The 17809-nt window shown below is 61.0% G+C and carries 16 protein-coding genes; 11 read left to right on the forward strand and 5 right to left on the reverse strand.

The window, feature by feature from the left end; all coding sequences use genetic code 11:
- Positions 1–350: 350 nt before the first annotated feature.
- Positions 351–830 carry an Lrp/AsnC family transcriptional regulator gene (locus DCO47_RS06485; protein ID WP_007909658.1) on the forward strand — a complete coding sequence of 160 codons (480 nt, stop codon included), beginning with the start codon at positions 351–353 and terminating at the stop codon, positions 828–830.
- Between the two features lie 278 nt (positions 831–1108).
- The gene (locus tag DCO47_RS06490; protein WP_116657758.1) at positions 1109–1318 is read left to right on the forward strand and encodes a DUF2788 domain-containing protein; all 210 of its coding nucleotides are present in this window, start codon (positions 1109–1111) and stop codon (positions 1316–1318) included.
- On the opposite strand, the gene DCO47_RS06495 is transcribed toward DCO47_RS06490, so the two are convergent.
- The 4 genes from DCO47_RS06495 to DCO47_RS06515 all read right to left on the reverse strand — a co-directional run bounded on the left by DCO47_RS06495 (position 1313) and on the right by DCO47_RS06515 (position 7795).
- Positions 1313–1948 (reverse strand): pseudouridine synthase, encoded by a 636-nt coding sequence (locus DCO47_RS06495; RefSeq protein ID WP_042610561.1) that lies wholly within the window; start codon positions 1946–1948, stop codon positions 1313–1315. The two genes, DCO47_RS06490 and DCO47_RS06495, sit on opposite strands and share 6 nt — an antisense overlap.
- Positions 1949–2020: 72 nt before the next feature.
- Positions 2021–3520: an AMP nucleosidase gene (amn, locus tag DCO47_RS06500; RefSeq protein ID WP_161806087.1), complete on the reverse strand. Its 1500-nt coding sequence runs from the start codon at positions 3518–3520 to the stop codon at positions 2021–2023.
- A 178-nt stretch (positions 3521–3698) separates the two neighbouring features.
- Entirely contained in the window at positions 3699–5348 is a 1650-nt protein-coding gene (locus tag DCO47_RS06510; protein ID WP_064364067.1) for an acyl-CoA dehydrogenase family protein, read from the reverse strand.
- Positions 5349–5443: 95 nt separating this feature from the next.
- On the reverse strand, positions 5444–7795 hold the full coding sequence (locus DCO47_RS06515) for a hybrid sensor histidine kinase/response regulator (RefSeq protein WP_116657759.1): 2352 nt from the start codon (positions 7793–7795) through the stop codon (positions 5444–5446).
- A gap of 439 nt (positions 7796–8234) precedes the next feature.
- Between DCO47_RS06515 and DCO47_RS06520 the strand changes: the two genes are divergently transcribed.
- The 4 genes from DCO47_RS06520 to DCO47_RS06535 all read left to right on the forward strand — a co-directional run bounded on the left by DCO47_RS06520 (position 8235) and on the right by DCO47_RS06535 (position 11752).
- The gene (locus DCO47_RS06520) at positions 8235–9032 is read left to right on the forward strand and encodes a hydroxymethylpyrimidine/phosphomethylpyrimidine kinase (protein ID WP_064364151.1); all 798 of its coding nucleotides are present in this window, start codon (positions 8235–8237) and stop codon (positions 9030–9032) included.
- 18 nt (positions 9033–9050) lie between these two features.
- The gene (gene thiE, locus DCO47_RS06525) at positions 9051–9674 is read left to right on the forward strand and encodes a thiamine phosphate synthase (protein WP_116657760.1); all 624 of its coding nucleotides are present in this window, start codon (positions 9051–9053) and stop codon (positions 9672–9674) included.
- 15 nt (positions 9675–9689) lie between these two features.
- Positions 9690–10973: a glutamate-1-semialdehyde 2,1-aminomutase gene (hemL, locus tag DCO47_RS06530; RefSeq protein ID WP_042610565.1), complete on the forward strand. Its 1284-nt coding sequence runs from the start codon at positions 9690–9692 to the stop codon at positions 10971–10973.
- Between the two features lie 224 nt (positions 10974–11197).
- Complete coding sequence (locus DCO47_RS06535) at positions 11198–11752, forward strand: tetratricopeptide repeat protein (protein WP_064364065.1); 555 nt, start codon at positions 11198–11200, stop codon at positions 11750–11752.
- Between the two features lie 166 nt (positions 11753–11918).
- Here the strand turns inward: DCO47_RS06535 and DCO47_RS06540 are convergent, their stop codons facing one another.
- Entirely contained in the window at positions 11919–12248 is a 330-nt protein-coding gene (locus DCO47_RS06540; protein WP_016773045.1) for a DUF1820 family protein, read from the reverse strand.
- A 132-nt stretch (positions 12249–12380) separates the two neighbouring features.
- Between DCO47_RS06540 and miaB the strand changes: the two genes are divergently transcribed.
- The 5 genes from miaB (at position 12381) to lnt (ending at position 17749) form a co-directional block, all read left to right on the forward strand.
- Entirely contained in the window at positions 12381–13709 is a 1329-nt protein-coding gene (gene miaB, locus DCO47_RS06545; RefSeq protein ID WP_064364064.1) for a tRNA (N6-isopentenyl adenosine(37)-C2)-methylthiotransferase MiaB, read from the forward strand.
- Between the two features lie 177 nt (positions 13710–13886).
- The gene (locus tag DCO47_RS06550; RefSeq protein WP_042610568.1) at positions 13887–14885 is read left to right on the forward strand and encodes a PhoH family protein; all 999 of its coding nucleotides are present in this window, start codon (positions 13887–13889) and stop codon (positions 14883–14885) included.
- On the forward strand, positions 14878–15372 hold the full coding sequence (ybeY, locus tag DCO47_RS06555) for an rRNA maturation RNase YbeY (protein ID WP_064364063.1): 495 nt from the start codon (positions 14878–14880) through the stop codon (positions 15370–15372). The genes DCO47_RS06550 and ybeY overlap by 8 nt, the downstream gene beginning before the upstream one ends.
- Positions 15373–15377: 5 nt before the next feature.
- Complete coding sequence (locus DCO47_RS06560) at positions 15378–16217, forward strand: HlyC/CorC family transporter (protein ID WP_042610570.1); 840 nt, start codon at positions 15378–15380, stop codon at positions 16215–16217.
- A gap of 8 nt (positions 16218–16225) precedes the next feature.
- Positions 16226–17749: an apolipoprotein N-acyltransferase gene (gene lnt, locus DCO47_RS06565; RefSeq protein WP_116657761.1), complete on the forward strand. Its 1524-nt coding sequence runs from the start codon at positions 16226–16228 to the stop codon at positions 17747–17749.
- Positions 17750–17809: the final 60 nt, after the last annotated feature.

A 17809-nucleotide genomic window follows, 5' to 3' on the forward strand; every position in this document is an offset into this window, starting at 1 on the left:
TTTATTGAGGCGCCAAGATGAAATCGCAGGCAAGAAAAAAGGGAGACCCGTCGGCCTCCCTTCTAGAGAACTTCGTCCTGGCTCGACGCTTTTGACGTCGGCTCACCTCACGCCGTCTTCTGGACAGTGTGCAGCTCGGGGGCCGGCACATCCCCGGTGGGGGTGGCGGCCGCGGCGGGCCTGATTGGGCGGGCCGCGTGGACTGTGTTACCGAGCAGTGATTCTGGTGATAAGAATAGGCCTGAGACCGCGACAGATGATTGCGAAAATTGCTCAATTAAACACTGCTTGCGCAATTTTTAACCCTGGATAGATAATCTGCCGCAATAGTTACAACCAAGGACAGATTGATGAGCAAACTCGACCGGTACGACCTGAGCATTTTGGCGGAATTGCAGCGCGACGCCCGTATCTCCAACCAGGAACTGGCCGAGCGCATCGGTCTGTCGCCCTCGCCCTGCTCGCGCCGGGTCAAGCAACTGGAGGACGACGGCTATATCTCCCGTCAGGTGGCGTTGCTCGATCGCAAGATGCTCGGCTTGAGCCTGACGGCGTATGTGCTGATCGGCATGGACCGGCATACGCCGGAACGCTTCGAGAATTTCGAAGCGGCGATTCGCACGTTGCCGCAGGTGCTGGAGTGCAGTCTGGTGACCGGGGTGGATGCCGATTACCAGTTGAAAGTGGTGGTGCCGGATATGGATCACTATCAGAAGTTGCTGCTGGGGCATCTGACCCGGATTGAAGGAGTCACCAGCGTGCGCTCGAGCTTTGTGTTGAATCAGGTGCTCAACAGCACTGAATTGCCGTTGACTCATTTGCGTAGCTGATCAAAAGCCCTCACCCCAGCCCTCTCCCGGAGGGAGAGGGAGCCGACCGAGAGATGCTCTAGAAGTACGCCTACCTGAAAGTTCTGTTGTGAATCCATAATCGACTCGATATTTCAGGTCGATGCAAGACGCCAGACACCTCGGTCAGTCCCCTCTCCCTCCGGGAGAGGGTTAGGGTGAGGGTCAGTCGTCAGATCAGACCCAGATCAATGCCACCCCACACACCCTGACGTATACTCGCCGCGCCCTTTTAGCCGCACCCATGCCGGAGAAACCCAATGGATCCAGCCGTATTTGAAGAGTGGATGATGACCGGTCTGGTCAGCATCCTGATCATTTTCATGGGTTTCATCGTCTGGGATCTGGCAAAGAAGTCCAAGGCCGGGCGGTTTGGCTCGTTGATTCTGTTTTTCGTGCTGGGGCTGGGCGTGGCCGCGTTCATCATCAAGAGTGTGGTGATCGCCCTGATCGAGTCCGGCACTTTATAAGCGCGCCGGTACTTCCTTCCACTGGCCCTGATCGAGCCCCTCGATCGTCCAGTCACCAATCCTGACCCGCACCAGACGCAACGTCGGCAACCCGACCGCCGCGGTCATGCGCCGCACCTGACGGTTGCGTCCTTCGCGAATCACCAGTTCCAGCCAGCTCGTCGGCACGCTTTTGCGAAAGCGCACCGGCGGATTGCGCGGCCACAATTCAGGCTCGTCCAATTGCCGCGCTTCGGCCGGCAAAGTCATCCCGTCATTCAGCTCAACGCCATCACGCAGGCGCTGCAACTGCTCGGCCGTCGGCTCGCCTTCCACCTGCACCCAATAGGTCTTCGCCAGTTTGTGTTTCGGATCGGCGATGCGCGCTTGCAACTGGCCGTCGTTGGTCAGCAGCAATAAACCTTCGCTGTCGCGATCCAGACGTCCGGCCGGATAAATCCCCGGCACATCGATGTAATCCTTGAGCGTCGCCCGCCCTTCACCGTCGCTGAACTGCGTCAGCACGTCGAAAGGTTTGTTGAACAGGATCAGTTTCGGCTCGGCCGGCGGCGCTTTTGCGACACGGCGTGGCGAGGACGATTGCGGTTTCACACCGGGACGGCGCGAAGGTGGACGTGGAGGACGGGACATGGCGAACAGGACATCTAACGATCAGGGCTGTTAATGCTAGTGCCCTGACCGCCAAATGACCACGAATAACCGTTAGCGGAACGGCGGTTCGTCGAAGCTGCGCAGTTTGCGCGAGTGCAGCGAGTTGAGTTCAGTGCGCAGCAGATCCACCGCTTCGATACCGATCTTCAAATGCTGGCTGACCGCACGCTCATAGAAGGCGTTGGCCGAGCCCGGCAATTTGATTTCGCTGTGCAGCGGTTTGTCCGAGACGCAGAGCAGCGTGCCGTACGGCACTCGCAGGCGATAACCTTGCGCTGCGATCGTGCCGCTTTCCATGTCCACTGCGACCGCGCGGGACAGGTTGATCAACGGCCGCTCCTGCGCCCAGCGCAGTTCCCAGTTACGGTCGTCATAGGTCAGAACCGTGCCGGTGCGCAGGCGTTTCTTCAGGTCGTCGCCCTTCTCGCCGGTAACATTCGCTGCTGCCTGTTGCAGAGCAAGCTGCACTTCGGCCAGGGCCGGGATCGGAATGTTCGGCGGCACCACGCGGTCGAGAATGCCGTCGCGACGCATGTAGGCGTGGGCCAGCACGTAGTCGCCGATGGTCTGCGACTGACGCAGGCCGCCGCAGTGGCCGATCATCAGCCAGCAATGCGGACGCAGCACGGCGAGGTGGTCGGTAATGTTCTTGGCGTTGGACGGGCCGACGCCGATGTTCACCAGCGTGACGCCATGGCCGTCGTTGGCGATCAGGTGATAGGCCGGCATCTGGTAACGGTGCCAGACCACACCGGCGGCGATGGCTGACGCTTCGCCGTGATCCATGCTCTTCTCGATGATCACGTTGCCCGGCAGGACCATGCGCACGAACCGCGGGTCATTGCGCAGTTGCTCCAGGCCATGAACGATGAACTGGTCGACGTAGCGGTGATAGTTGGTCAGCAGAATCCACGGCTGCACATGACGCCAGTCACTGCCGGTGTAATGCACCAGACGGCGCAGCGAGAAGTCGACCCGCGCGGCATCGAACAGCGCCAGCGGCAGCGGATCGGTGTTTTCCCAGTCGTAGAGACCGTCGGCAATGCCATCAGTGGCAGCGGACAGATCGGTACTCGGGAACACCCGCGCCAGCACGGCGGCGGTGACGCCGGAACCGGCCAGTTCATCGCCCTGCTCGACCACATACGGATACGGAATGTTCTGCTGGCTGACGCCGACTTCGACGGTCACGGTGAAGTCGTGCATCAACGGTGTCAGTTGTTCGAGCAGGTATTTGCGAAACGCCGCCGGGTGGGTGACGGTGACGCTGTAAGTGCCCGGCAACTGCACTTTGGCGTAAGCGCGGGTGGTCTGCGGCACTTCGCCCTGGCAGTGATAGGTCAGACGCAGTTCGGGATAGCGAAACAGGGCACGCTGTTCGGCGTCGGGTTCGACGCGGTCCTTGAGGTAACGCTTGAGGGCAGAATTCAGCGCAGTGGTGGCCCGCTCATGCAGCTCGGCCAGACGATCCACGGCTTGTTCGGCGGTTTGAACGACAATAAACGCTTCGGTCACGATCAGCTTCCTGTGTTCTGACTTGCAGAGCTTCATCTTGCCTGCATCGTGGTCGCACGGGAACAGTGGCATGTTGGCAACCGCACATTATGTCGGTCACATACGATCCCTGTAGGAGTGAGCCCGCTCGCGATAGCGGTCTACCGGTCGACATTTGCATCGACTGATGCACCGCTATCGCGAGCAGGCTCACTCCTACAAGGGTTTCGTGGGGTCAGAAAAGCTGTGGAGTCGAGCGGGCGACGATGGCTTCGACGTCCAGCCCACGGGGCAATGCGCCGTAGACGCGGCCTCCACCGCTCAGGCGACTGGCAATGAAGGCATCGCTGAGGGTTGAATTCCCCGCCTCCAACAAAAGCTTGGCCTGCAACCCAAGCGCGATGTCTTCGGTCAACTGCCGCGCCCGGTACTGAATATCACCGGTATCCTTGAATTGCGCCTGCAACTGCTGGATATGCGCAGCCAGACGCTTGTCGCCATGGCCGTCGCCCAGTTCGCTGAACAGCACATCCAGCACGCCCGGCTCTTTCGACAATGCGCGCAGCACGTCAAGACACTGCACGTTCCCCGAACCTTCCCACGTCGAATTCACCGGCGCTTCGCGGTACAGGCGCGGCAGGATGCTGTCTTCGACGTAGCCGGCGCCGCCCATGCATTCGGCGGCTTCGTTGATCATCCCCGGCGCGCGTTTGCAGATCCAGTATTTGCCCACCGCCGTCACCAGCCGCGCGAACTGCGCTTCGTGGCGAACATTCAGGTTATCCAGCGCCCTGCCCATGCGCAGACTCAGGGCCAGCGCGGCTTCGCTTTCCAAGGCCAGATCCGCCAGCACGTTTTGCATCAGCGGCTGCTCGCTGAGCAATTTGCCGCCGACCTTGCGATGAGCGCAGTGATGGCTGGCCTGGGTCAGCGCCTGGCGCATCAGCGAACTGGAACCGACCATGCAATCGAAACGGGTCATCGCCACCATCTCGATAATGGTCGGCACGCCGCGCCCTTCTTCGCCGACCATCCACGCCAGTGCGCCACGAAATTCCACTTCGCTGGAGGCGTTGGACTGGTTGCCGAGTTTGTTTTTCAGACGCTGGATGTAGAACTGATTGCGCGTGTCGTCCGGGCGATGACGAGGGAGGAGGAAGCAGCTCAAACCCTTGTCGGTCTGCGCCAGCGTGAGGAAGGCATCGCACATCGGCGCCGAACAGAACCACTTGTGTCCGACCAGTTCGTACGCCTGCCCCGGGCCGCTGGCGCCGACCGGATAAGCCTTGGTGGTATTGGCGCGAACGTCGGTGCCGCCCTGCTTCTCGGTCATCGCCATGCCGATGGTCACGCCGGCCTTGTGCGCCATGCCGACGTTACGCGGATCGTATTCGGTGGCGAGGACTTTGGGCAGCCACTGTTCAGCCAGGTCCGGCTGCAAGCGCAGGGCCGGCACGCTGGCGAAGGTCATGGTCAACGGGCACCCACTGCCCGCTTCAGCCTGGCTGTGCAGATAAGTCATCGACGCGCGGGCGACATGGGCGCCGTCCTGCGGGTGCGCCCACGGCAGCGAGGTCAGGCCATGTTCGATCGCGGTGCGCATGAGTTCGTGATAAGCCGGATGAAACTCGACCAGATCAATGCGATGACCGTAGCGATCATGGCTGGCAAATACCGGTTTGTTCTGGTTGGCGAGAAACCCCGCCTCCATCAAAGGCCCACCCGCCAGTGCGCCATAGGCATCGATCCGCGACTCGGCCCAACCGGCGCCAAAACGCCGCGACCACTCCTGCAGCGGCAGATCGATGCGGTACAGGTTGGTGCCGTCCAACGACGGTGGCTGGTTGGTGACTTCATGGGTTTCGGCGAACTGATGCAGGTTCATGACGGCGCTCCTTGTTCAGCAATGGCACCAGTTAAGCACTGGTGCTTTTTTGAACAAAGTGTCATACGCGCCGTTTTTGCGGCGCTTTTACCCCCTCAACAGCTGAGCACGCGGCGCTGCAACGCAGCCTGCAGATCCTCGAATTTCACCGGTTTGGGCAGATAGTCGATGGCCGCGCCCGGGGTGCAGTGTTCGCGGTCAGCGGTCAACGCCAGCATGAATACCGGCAGGTGCGCACAGCCCGGCAGCGCATGGATCTGGCAGCACAACGACGCGCCTTCGTGGCTGGGCAATTGGCAATCGATCAACACCGCATCGAAGCTTTCCCGTTGCAGGCAGTCCAGCGCGGCGGCGCCGTTGTCAGCGCTGCGCACGCGGAAACCGAGCTTGAGCAACATGCCGCGCATCACCAGTTGATTGACGCTGTTGTCATCCACCAGCAGCACCGTGCAATCCTGCGGCGCACGAATGCAATCGCGGGGCGGCTGATCCGCAGGAGCTTCGATAACCGGCAGCTCGAATTCGACATCGAGCTGGAAACGGCTACCGCGTCCGGGCTCGGAGCGGTGGGTGAGTTTGCCGTCGAGCAATTCGACCAGTTGCCGACATATCGCCAGACCCACTCCCAGGCCGCCGTATTCGCGAGTCATCGAACCGTCGAGCTGGAAGAAGCGCTGATACAGGGTCGCCTCGCCGAGATCGGTGAAACCGATGCCGGTGTCGATCACCGCGAACGACAGCGCCATGCGGTTATCCATCGACGGCCGCCCGGTGACGCGTAGCGCAAGGCCGCCGACACGGGTGAACTTGATGGCGTTGTCCAACAGGCATTCCAGGCACTGCGCCAGTTTCGCGCTGTCGCCAAGCAAGCGATCCGGCAGGATCGGCAGCACGTCGACCTTGAAGTCCAGCGACTTGCTCGCCGCATTCCCCTCGAACTGCACGCGCAGCGCTTCGACCACTGCGCGCAGGCTGAAACTGCCCGGCGTGGCCTTGAGCTTGCCGGCCTGCAATTCAGTCAGGGTGAGGATGCCATTGACCATGCGCATCATGTCGCGGGCGGATCCGGCGGCAGTCTGCTGGTACTGCTCCAGTTCGGGATCGAGGTCGACGGTCTGCATCAGCTCCAGCGAACCGATCACCCCGTTCATCGGCGTGCGCAGTTCATGGGTCAGGGTGGCGAGGAATTCATCCTTGAGCTTGTTGCTGTGGGCCAGTTGCTGGTTGAGCACCTCGAGCTTCTGCCCGGCGTCGTATAAGGTCTGCGCCTGTTGTTCGCGCATGGCGTTGATGCGATCGGCCAGCGCCAGCGACAGCAGCGCGACCTCGATCGCCGAGCCGATCTGGCTGGCGTACATGGTCAGGAACACGTTGGGCAGCAGGCCCAGCACCATCAGCGTATTGACGATGCCGCCGAGCAGGAATGCCGACCAGGCGATGATGAAATAACGCGCCACGCGCAAGCCGCGCCACCAGGCGAGGATCCCGGCGGCGAAGATCACCACGGTGAAGGTCAGCGCCAGTGTGGTCGCCAGGCGCAGGGCCAGGGCGTAACTGGTCATCAGCGACAGACCGATCACCATTGCACTGAAGGCAATCAGGCCGATCAGCAAACGATCCAGCCAAGGGCTGTGGGTTTTGGTCTGCAGGAAACTGCGGGCGAACTGGCTGCCGAACAGTCCGGCGCATCCAATGAAGAACGGCGTCGCAGCGTTGGCCCACCATGGGTTGTCCGGCCAGAAATACTCGACCGCTGCACCGTTTACCGACAACTGATAAAGGCCGAACGAGCCGATATAGAAGATGTAATAGAGATAACTGGTGTCGCGCACGCTCAGGTAGATGAACAGGTTGTAGACCAGCATCCCCAGCAGCACGCCATAAATAATGCCGAGCACATACAGGCGCACCGGTTGGTCTTCCAGGTACGCGGTACTTGACCACAACGTTACCGGCGCCTGGATCGAGCCTTCGCTGGCCAGTCGCAGATACAGCGTCTGTTGTTGGTTCGGTTTGAACGGCAGGTCGAACAGGTAATTGTTCTGGCGGATCTCGCGGCTGGCGAAAGGCAAGGCATCGCCGGTCTGGCGCACCAGTCGGTATGAGCCGCTGGCGTCGGGCAAATAGAGATCGAGGTGATCGAGCGGCGGATACGCCAGCTCCAGCAGCCAGGTGCGCTGGGCGGCCGGATTGCTCGGACGATAATGCAGATCGATCTTCAGCCAGAACGCCGAACGCGAGTAACCGGCATTGAGCGTGGCTTTATCGTGGGTTTTGAACTGGCCGGCGGCATCTTGCGCACGGACGTCGGCAATCGTCGCCTGACCGCTCGGGTCTTCGAACACTTGCAGCGATCGGCCCAGCGGCAGGCTCTGGGTGAATTCGTCGAATTCGACAGCGCTCGCCATGAGGGGCAAGCAGAACAGCAACATCAGCAAATAGCGCATTGAAGCCCCAGCGTGGCTCGTCCGGTTGTGTCAGGAAGCCCCCCATTCCCTTTGAGTAGACGTAAAACCGGTATTACCTGTGATTGTTTGGATCCAGCCTAGCATAGCCGTTGATGGCCATTGAGCACCATGGAAATTTTTCCTACAACGGCTCTAGAACGGGCGTTCCAGAGCAAAGCAGCGGCCTAGAGCTGTTGCATTGGTCAGGAAGATCAATGCGATCCGCTTTTGTGGCGAGGGAGCTCGCTCCCGCTCGGCTGCGCAGCAGTCGTAAAACCTGTAAATGCGCTGCGCCTGGATAAATGCAGGGGGCTGCATCGCAACCCAGAGGGAGCAAGCTCCCTCGCCACAATGGTAGCTGCAGTGTTGTCCGACAATCTGCTCGCAAACGCAGTCAGGAGGAACCCGCAAATCAGCTTTGGTGGTAAGCTCGCGCACCATGAATATCTACAGCTCCCGCCCCGTTGTCCTCTGTCTCTCCGGCCACGACCCCAGTGGTGGCGCCGGCTTGCAGGCAGATATCGAAGCCCTGCTCGCGCAGGGTTGCCATGCGGCTCCGGCCGTCACCGCCCTGACCGTGCAAGACACCGTCAACGTCACTGACTTTCGCGTCCTCGACCGTGAGTGGGTGCTGGCCCAGGCCAATGCCGTGCTCAACGACTCCGAAGTCGCGGCGGTGAAACTGGGCATGCTCGGTTCGCTGGAAATGGTCGACACCGTCGTCGAGCTGCTCTCGGCGCACCCGCACCTGCCGGTGGTCTGCGACCCGGTGCTGCGAGCCGGCGGCGGCGGACGCCTGGGCAAGGACGAGGTCGGCTACGCGATGCGCGAGCGTCTGCTGCCGCTGTCGATCATTGCCACGCCCAATCTTCCTGAAGCGCGGATCCTCGCCGAATTGCCTGACGGCACTGCCGACGAATGCGCAGAAAAACTCCTGCCGTTCGTCAAGAACCTGCTGATCACCGGCGGCCACGGCGACGAAACGGAGATCCACAACCGCGTGTACAGCCGCGACGGTCTGCGCGAAACCTTTATCTGCCAGCGCCTGCCGGGCAGCTATCACGGCTCCGGTTGCACGCTGGCCAGCGCCCTCGCCGGTCGACTGGCCCAGGGCGAACACTTGGCCAGTGCCGTGCGCACTGCGCTGGATTACACCTGGCGGACCCTGCGCGACGCCGAACAACTGGGCAAAGGCCAGTTCGTGCCGCGCCGTCTGCCACTGGATTTCTGCTCGTAACGTCGTGAGGTCTGCCCGATGAAACTCCGTGGCCTGTATGCCATCACCGACAGCCAGTTGCTGGCCGGCAAGTTTCTGTCTTACGTGGAGGCGGCGCTGGAAGGCGGCGTCACCCTGCTGCAATACCGCGACAAGAGCAGTGATGAGGCCCGCCGCTTGCGCGAGGCCGAAGCGCTGCGCAACTTGTGCGAGCGCTATAAAACGCAGTTGATCATCAACGACGACGCCGAATTGGCCGCGCGCCTCAACGTCGGCGTGCATCTCGGCCAGACCGACGGCCCGCTCTCGCCGACCCGCGCCCTGCTCGGTTCGAAAGCCATCATCGGTTCGACCTGCCACGGGCAGATCGCCCTGGCCGAACAAGCCGCCAAAGAAGGCGCGAGTTACGTCGCCTTCGGGCGCTTCTTCAATTCCACCACCAAACCCGGTGCGCCGAGTTGCAGCCTCGACCTGCTCGACGAAGCCAGACGCAAGCTGCACTTGCCGATCTGCGCGATTGGCGGCATCACCCTCGATAACGCCGCGCCGCTGGTCGAACACGGTGTCGATCTGCTCGCCGTGGTCCATGGCCTGTTCGGTGCTGACAGCAGCGCTGAAGTGACCCGCCGCGCTCGCGCCTTCAACGAACTTCTGAAAATCTGATTTGAGAGCCCGATCATGTCTCGTTCCGAAACCCTGTTTGCCAATGCTCAGAAACACATTCCCGGTGGCGTCAACTCGCCGGTTCGCGCGTTCAAGAGCGTTGGCGGCACCCCGCTGTTCTTCAAACACGCCGAAGGCGCTTACGTCACCGACGAAGACGACAAGCGTTATGTGGATTATGTTGGGTCGTGGGGTCCGATGATCCTTGGCCACAGCCATCCGGACGTGCTCGATGCGGTGCGCAATCAGCTGCAACACGGCCTGTCCTATGGCGCGCCGACCTCGATGGAAACCGAGATGGCCGATCTGGTCTGCTCGCTGGTGCCGTCGATGGACATGGTGCGCATGGTCAGCTCCGGCACCGAAGCGACCATGAGTGCGATCCGTCTGGCCCGTGGTTTCACCGGCCGCGACAGCATCATCAAGTTCGAAGGCTGCTACCACGGCCACTCCGACAGCCTGCTGGTCAAGGCCGGTTCCGGCGCACTGACCCAGGGCGTACCGAGCTCGGCCGGCGTGCCGGCAGCGTTCGCCAAACACACCCTGACCCTGCCGTTCAACGACATCGACGCGGTTGAAGCGATGCTCGCCGAAGTGGGTGAGGAGGTGGCGTGCATCATCGTTGAGCCAGTGGCTGGCAACATGAACTGCGTGCCGCCAGCGCCGGGCTTTCTCGAAGGCCTGCGTTCGCTGTGCGACAAGCACGGCGTGGTGCTGATCTTCGACGAAGTGATGACCGGTTTCCGCGTCGCCCTCGGCGGTGCCCAGGCGCACTACGGCGTGACGCCGGACCTGACCACCTTCGGCAAGATCATCGGCGGCGGCATGCCGGTGGGCTGCTTCGGTGGCAAGCGCGAGATCATGCAGCGCATCGCCCCGCTGGGGCCGGTGTATCAGGCAGGTACGCTGTCGGGTAATCCGCTGGCGATGGCGGCCGGCCTGACGACTCTGCGTTTGATCAGCCGCCCGGGTTTCCACGCCGAATTGACCGACTACACCACGCGCCTGCTCGATGGCCTGCAAGAACGCGCCGATGCTGCGGGCATTCCGTTCGTGACCACTCAGGCCGGCGGCATGTTTGGCCTGTATTTCAGTGGGGCCGACGACATCGTCACTTTCGACGACGTGATGGCCAGCGACGCGGCCCTGTTCGGTCGCTTCTTCCACCTGATGCTGGAAGGTGGCGTGTACCTGGCGCCGAGTGCGTTCGAAGCCGGTTTCACCTCGATCGCCCATGGCGAAGCCGAGTTGCAACTGACGCTGGACGCTGCCGAGCGCGCCTTCGCCGCATTGAAATAATCGCCGCACCGCTGACGTTGGCTATGGCCAGCGTCAGCTTTCACCTACATAGCCTCGGTTTTTCCGACGTGCCTGCGCAAATCCTGCCCGAATCGGGCGATATATTCCCCACGCAGCAGAAAAACGAGTAAAGACTTTGTAAGGTTGGCCCTGCTTATTTCATAATGCGCGCTTATTGGATCCCTCGACGGGTCCGCGTGCCCTTCAGAGGTAAGTCGATTCCCATGAACCGCACCGGCCGCACCCTTGCATTGGGCTGCCTGTTGCTCCTTCAGCCCCTGCTCGCGCATGCACAAGCAGGCGGCAACTCGTTGTTGATCCCGGCGATGGGTCGTTGCACCCTCAATACTCAGCCGCAAGACGTCACGCAGGCATTGGCCGCCTGCCAGAAAGCGGCGGATGAAGGGGATGCGCAAGCGCAGTACGAGTTGGGTGAGTTCTACTACGACGGCAAGAACGCGCCGCGCGACCTCAATCAAGCCCTGAGCTATTTCGAAAAGGCCTCGTTGCAAGGCCACGCCCAGGCGCAATTCAAGCTCGGCAGCATGTTTTTCCATGGTGAAGGCGTGCAGGCCAACAATATCCAGGCGTACATCGTGCTGAAGATGGCGGCGGTCAACGGTGCCGAAGAGGCATTGGACACGGCCGACGAAGTTTCGGAAAAGATGTCCCGCGAAGATCTGGAAACCGCCACCCAGGTGCTCGGACAGATCTTCCGCAAATACCTGATGGAACTGCAGAGCGCTGATGGGCGTACGCCGTTTTCACCTCTTCCGTAAGCCCCCTGTGGCGAGGGAGCTTGCTCCCGCCGGGGTGCGAAGCAGCCCTAAACCCTGCAATCCCGATCTGGCTGACACAATGCATTTTCTGGTCTGACGACTGCTGCGCAGCCGCACGGGAGCAAGTTCCCTCGCCACAACATCATTCCAGCTTTGAATCTGTTTTTTACTTCTCAGGCATCGGCATCGGAAACGGCATGACATTGCCGACCGCGCCGCGGGCTTCGCTGATTTTCGGCGTGCCCAGACGCTCCACTTCGTCGATGCGCACAATCGAATGCATCGGCACAAAGCTGCGCACCACGCCTTCGAATTGCGCCTTGAGCTTTTCTTCGCTCGGATCGACGACCATCTGCGTGCGCTCGCCAAAGACGAATTCTTCAACTTCCAGGAAACCCCACAGATCACTTTGATAGATCTGCTTGGCGTACATTTCGAACACCTGGCCCTGGTTGAGGAAAATCACCTTGTAGATTGGAGCTTCGCGTTTGGTCATGGCGGGCGGATAACATCGGGGTAAAAATGAGGGCGCGAACTATAGCATAGCCACCGGACGCACAGCGGTAGGAACCTGACGGCTTGTTCCCTATAATGCGCGGTTCTTTGAATCACGTGACGACCCGAATCCATGGCCAAAAAGCTTTACATCGAAACCCACGGTTGCCAGATGAACGAGTACGACAGCTCGCGCATGGTCGATCTGCTGGGCGAACATCAGGCCCTGGAAGTCACCGCCCGCGCGGAAGACGCCGACGTGATTCTGCTCAACACCTGCTCGATCCGCGAACGCGCGCAGGATCGCGTGTACTCGCAGCTCGGCCGCTGGCGCGAACTGAAGCTGGCCAACCCGGACATGGTCATCGCCGTCGGCGGTTGCGTGGCCAGTCAGGAAGGCGCGGCGATCCGCGATCGCGCTCCGTATGTTGACGTGGTGTTCGGCCCCCAGACCCTGCACCGTCTGCCCGAGATGATCGACGCCGCGCGCAGCAGCAAGCTGCCGCAGGTCGATGTCTCGTTCCCGGAAATCGAAAAATTCGACCACCTGCCCGAGCCACGCATCGACGGCCCGAGTGCCTATGTGTCGGTCATGGAAGGTTGCAGCAAGTACTGCACGTTCTGCGTAGTGCCGTACACCCGTGGTGAAGAGGTCAGCCGGCCGTTCGATGACGTGATCGCGGAAATCATTCACCTTGCCGAAAACGGCGTGCGCGAAGTGACCTTGCTGGGGCAGAACGTCAACGGCTATCGCGGCTCGACTCACGACGGTCGCCTGGCCGATCTGGCTGAGCTGATTCGTGTGGTCGCCGCTGTCGATGGCATCGACCGCATCCGCTACACCACGTCACATCCGCTGGAGTTCTCCGACAGCCTGATCCAGGCCCACGCCGAAGTGCCGGAACTGGTCAAGCACCTGCACTTGCCGGTGCAGTCGGGCTCGGACCGGATCCTCGCGGCGATGAAGCGCAACCACACGGCGCTGGAGTACAAATCCAAGCTGCGCAAACTGCGCGCGGCCGTGCCGGGAATCTGCATCAGCTCGGACTTCATCGTCGGCTTCCCCGGCGAAACCGAAAAAGACTTCGAACAGACCATGAAGCTGATTGCAGATGTCGGCTTCGATTTCTCCTACTCCTTCGTTTACAGCCAGCGCCCGGGCACGCCCGCCGCCGATCTGGCCGATGACACCCCGGAAGAATTGAAAAAAGAACGTCTGAATGCGCTGCAACATCGCTTGAACCAGCAAGGCTTCGAGATCAGCCGACAAATGGTCGGTTCGATCCAGCGCATTCTGGTGACCGATTATTCGAAGAAAGACCCGGGCGAGCTGCAAGGCCGTACCGAGAATAATCGTATCGTCAACTTCCGCTGCGACAATCCGACCCTGATCGGCCAGTTCGCCGACGTGCACATCGACGCGGCGCAACCGCACTCGCTGCGCGGCTCGCTGATCCAGTAAATGCAAAAGATCGCAGCCTTCGGCAGCTCCTACATGGATTACATTCCCCTGTAGGAGCTGCCGAAGGCTGCGATCTTGACAGTCTCGACGCCGAGAATATTTAAGAGCTTTCGCACCCACGCCACTGGCGTTATCCTTGATTTCATCCTAATTGCCCCAGGGCGGCTAAATACGACCTTGAACGCACCCATCGAACCACATCGTTTTCTCCTCGAGCCTTTTGAGGCTCGCCGCTTCGCCAATCTGTGCGGGCAATTCGACGAGCATTTGCGCTTGATCGAGCAGCGCCTGGCCATCGAGATCCGCAATCGCGGAAACCAGTTCGAGCTGATTGGCGACCCCAAACTCACCACGTCTGCGGAAAACCTGCTGCGCCGCCTGTACCGGGAAACCAAGGGTACCGAGCTGTCGCCAGACCTTGTGCACCTGTTCATCCAGGAATCGGCCGGCGCGGATCTCGACAATCCGGCCCCTGCCGAACCGACCGTCGCCCTGCGTACGAAAAAAGGCATGATTCGCCCACGCGGCTTGAATCAGCAGCGCTACGTGAAGGAAATCCTCGGCAACGACATCAACTTCGGCATCGGCCCGGCCGGTACCGGCAAGACCTACCTGGCCGTGGCCTGCGCGGTTGACGCGCTGGAGCGCGAGCAGATCCGCCGCATCCTGCTGGTGCGTCCGGCGGTCGAAGCGGGTGAAAAACTCGGCTTCCTGCCCGGCGACCTGTCGCAGAAGATCGACCCGTACCTGCGCCCGCTGTATGACGCACTGTACGAAATGCTCGGCTTCGAATACGTCGCCAAGTTGATCGAAAAGCAGGTGATTGAAGTCGCACCGCTGGCCTACATGCGCGGTCGCACGCTGAACAACAGTTTCATCATTCTCGACGAAAGCCAGAACACCACCGTCGAGCAGATGAAGATGTTCCTCACGCGCATCGGCTTTGGCTCCACCGCCGTGATCACCGGCGACATCACCCAGGTCGACCTGCCGCGCGGCACCAAATCCGGCCTGCACCATGTGATCGAAGTGCTGAAAGACGTGCCCGGCATCAGCTTCACCCACTTCCAGCCCAAAGACGTCGTGCGCCACCCGTTGGTGCAGCGGATTGTCGAGGCCTACGAGCGCTTCGAGACCCGTGCCGAAGCCGCGAAGGAAGCCTCGCGCGATGCTTGAGCTGGATCTGCAAATCGCCACCGAGGCCAGCGCGCCCAGTGAAGCCGAGTTCCGCCAGTGGTGCGAACTGGCCCTGCGTCAGCGCACCGCTGATTCGGAAATGACCATTCGTCTGGTCGACGAGCAAGAAGGCCGCGAGCTCAACCACACCTGGCGCCACAAGGATTACGCGACCAATGTGTTGTCGTTCCCGGCGGAAGTGCCTGACGAGTTTCTCGACATCCCGCTGCTCGGCGACCTGGTGATCTGCGTGGCCGTGGTCGAACGCGAAGCCGCCGAGCAGGGCAAGGAACTAAAGGCCCACTGGGCACATCTGGTCATTCACGGCTGCTTGCATCTGCTGGGTTACGACCATATAGATGACGACGAAGCCGAGGAAATGGAAGCACTGGAACGCGAGTTGCTTGCCGAACTGGGCTATCGCGATCCGTACGCGGACGACGAAACCGAACACTCCCCCATCGTTACAACAAAGGATTCAGAGTAATCGCTATGAGCGAAGATCGATCGAGCAACGGGCAGAAGTCATGGCTGGGTAAACTGACCCAGGCTTTTGCCCACGAGCCGAAGAACCGCCAGGAGCTCCTCGAGCTGCTGCGCGACGCACATCAGAACAAACTGCTGGACAGCGAAGCGCTGGCCATCGTCGAAGGCGCCATTCAGGTGGCTGACCTGCAAGTGCGCGACATCATGGTGCCGCGCTCGCAAGTGATCAGCATCAAGGCGACCCAGACACCCCGCGAATTTCTCCCGGCCGTGGTCGACTCGGCCCACTCGCGCTATCCGGTCATCGGCGAAAGCCATGACGACGTGATGGGCGTGCTGCTGGTCAAGGATCTGCTGCCGCTGATCTTCAAAGAGAACGGCGACAGCTTCAACATCAAGGATCTGCTGCGCCCGGCCACGTTTGTGCCGGAGTCCAAGCGTCTGAACGTGTTGCTGCGTGAATTCCGCGCCAACCACAACCACATGGCCATCGTCATCGACGAGTACGGCGGCGTGGCCGGTCTGGTGACCATCGAAGACGTGCTCGAACAGATCGTTGGCGATATCGAGGACGAGCACGACGTCGAGGAAGACAGCTACATCAAGCCGCTGCCCAGCGGTGATTTCCTGATCAAGGCGCTGACGCCGATCGAGAACTTCAACGAGTTTTTCGACAGCGAATTCTCCGACGACGAATTCGACACCGTCGGCGGTCTGGTGATGAGCGCGTTCGGCCACTTGCCAAAACGCAACGAAATCACTGAAATCGGCGCCTATCGTTTCCGCATCCTGAACGCCGACAGCCGTCGGATTCATTTGCTGCGTCTGACACCTATTGCTCGCTAAGGACTGAAATGCGCTGGACTACCCGCCCCGGCTGGCCCGGTAACCTGCTGGCCGTGGCGGCCGGTGCAATCACCACTTTCGCTCTCGCCCCGTTCAACATCTGGCCGCTGGCGTTGCTGGCGGTCGGTCTGTTCTATGCCGGTTTGCGTGAGCTGAGCCCTCGTCAGGCGCTGGGTCGTGGCTGGTGCTTCGGCTTCGGCCTGTTTGGCGCCGGCACCAGTTGGATCTATTACAGCATTCACCATTTTGGCGGCGCTTCGGTGTTGCTCGCCGGGTTCCTGATGCTGCTGTTCACAGCGGCGATTGCCTGGTTCTTCGCCTTGCCCGCCTGGCTGTGGGCGCGCTGGTTGCGCCGTAACGAGGCGCCACTGGCGGATGCCTTGGCCTTTGCGGCGTTGTGGGTCGGGCAGGAAGCGTTTCGCGGCTGGTTCCTCACCGGTTTCCCGTGGCTTTACTCCGGTTACAGTCAGCTCGACGGTCCGCTGGCCGGGCTCGCGCCGGTGGGCGGTATGTGGCTGGTGTCGTTTGTGCTGGCACTGACGGCGGCACTGATCTACAACGCGCCGCGCTTGTTGCAGGCGCGGCGCAAGGGTTTTATCGCTGCCGGCCTGGTACTTCTGCTGGGCCCCTGGATAGCGGGCGTCGCCCTCAAAGGCCACGCCTGGACCAGCCCGTCCGGCGCACCGCTGACGGTGGCTGCGATTCAGGGCAACGTCGCGCAAAGCATGAAATGGGACCCGGCCGAGCTCAACGCACAACTGGCGCTGTACCGCGACTTGAGTTTCCGTTCCAAACCGGTCGACCTGCTGATCTGGCCGGAAACCGCCGTGCCGGTTCTGAAGGAGTCCGCCGAGGGCTACCTGACGATGATGGGCAGCTTCGCCGCCGAGCGTAAATCAGCGCTGATCACCGGTGTACCGATCCGCCAGACCGTGCATAAAGAGAGACGCTTCTTCAACGGCATCACCGTGGTCGGCGAAGGCGACGGCACTTATCTGAAGCAGAAACTGGTGCCGTTCGGCGAATACGTGCCGTTGCAGGATATGTTGCGTGGTTTGATCGCGTTCTTCGACCTGCCCATGTCGGACTTCGCTCGCGGCCCTTCCGATCAGGCGCTGTTGCAGGCCAAGGGTTACCAGATCGCACCGTTCATCTGCTACGAAGTGGTCTATCCGGAATTCGCCGCCGGGCTATCGGCACGCAGCGATCTGCTGCTGACGATCAGCAATGACACCTGGTTCGGCACTTCCATCGGGCCGCTGCAACATCTGCAAATGGCGCAGATGCGCGCACTGGAAGCCGGACGCTGGATGATCCGCGCGACCAACAACGGCGTCACCGGCCTGATCAACCCGTTCGGGCAGATCACCGAGCAGATTCCGCAGTTCGAACAGGGCGTGCTGTACGGCGAAGTGGTGCCGATGCATAACCTGACGCCTTATCTGCAATGGCGTTCATGGCCATTGATTGTGCTGTGCCTGCTGCTGTTTGGCTGGGCGCTGATGGCGAACCGGATGTCGAAAACCCTTTAAAAGCTTCGCGAGCAGGCTCGCTCCCACAGTTGGAATGCATTTCAATGTGGGAGCGAGCCT

This window comes from Pseudomonas sp. NDM, from assembly GCF_003105095.1.
GTDB classification, from domain to species: Bacteria; Pseudomonadota; Gammaproteobacteria; order Pseudomonadales; family Pseudomonadaceae; genus Aquipseudomonas; species Aquipseudomonas moraviensis_A.

Coding starts and splice junctions, on each gene's coding strand:
- DCO47_RS06485 (WP_007909658.1), top strand. CDS start 351: ATGAGCAAACTCGACCGGTACGACCTGAGCATTTTGGCGGAATTGCAG.
- DCO47_RS06490 (WP_116657758.1), top strand. CDS start 1,109: ATGGATCCAGCCGTATTTGAAGAGTGGATGATGACCGGTCTGGTCAGC.
- DCO47_RS06495 (WP_042610561.1), bottom strand. CDS start 1,948: ATGTCCCGTCCTCCACGTCCACCTTCGCGCCGTCCCGGTGTGAAACCG.
- amn (WP_161806087.1), bottom strand. CDS start 3,520: ATGAAGCTCTGCAAGTCAGAACACAGGAAGCTGATCGTGACCGAAGCG.
- DCO47_RS06510 (WP_064364067.1), bottom strand. CDS start 5,348: ATGAACCTGCATCAGTTCGCCGAAACCCATGAAGTCACCAACCAGCCA.
- DCO47_RS06515 (WP_116657759.1), bottom strand. CDS start 7,795: ATGCGCTATTTGCTGATGTTGCTGTTCTGCTTGCCCCTCATGGCGAGC.
- DCO47_RS06520 (WP_064364151.1), top strand. CDS start 8,235: ATGAATATCTACAGCTCCCGCCCCGTTGTCCTCTGTCTCTCCGGCCAC.
- thiE (WP_116657760.1), top strand. CDS start 9,051: ATGAAACTCCGTGGCCTGTATGCCATCACCGACAGCCAGTTGCTGGCC.
- hemL (WP_042610565.1), top strand. CDS start 9,690: ATGTCTCGTTCCGAAACCCTGTTTGCCAATGCTCAGAAACACATTCCC.
- DCO47_RS06535 (WP_064364065.1), top strand. CDS start 11,198: ATGAACCGCACCGGCCGCACCCTTGCATTGGGCTGCCTGTTGCTCCTT.
- DCO47_RS06540 (WP_016773045.1), bottom strand. CDS start 12,248: ATGACCAAACGCGAAGCTCCAATCTACAAGGTGATTTTCCTCAACCAG.
- miaB (WP_064364064.1), top strand. CDS start 12,381: ATGGCCAAAAAGCTTTACATCGAAACCCACGGTTGCCAGATGAACGAG.
- ybeY (WP_064364063.1), top strand. CDS start 14,878: ATGCTTGAGCTGGATCTGCAAATCGCCACCGAGGCCAGCGCGCCCAGT.
- DCO47_RS06560 (WP_042610570.1), top strand. CDS start 15,378: ATGAGCGAAGATCGATCGAGCAACGGGCAGAAGTCATGGCTGGGTAAA.
- lnt (WP_116657761.1), top strand. CDS start 16,226: ATGCGCTGGACTACCCGCCCCGGCTGGCCCGGTAACCTGCTGGCCGTG.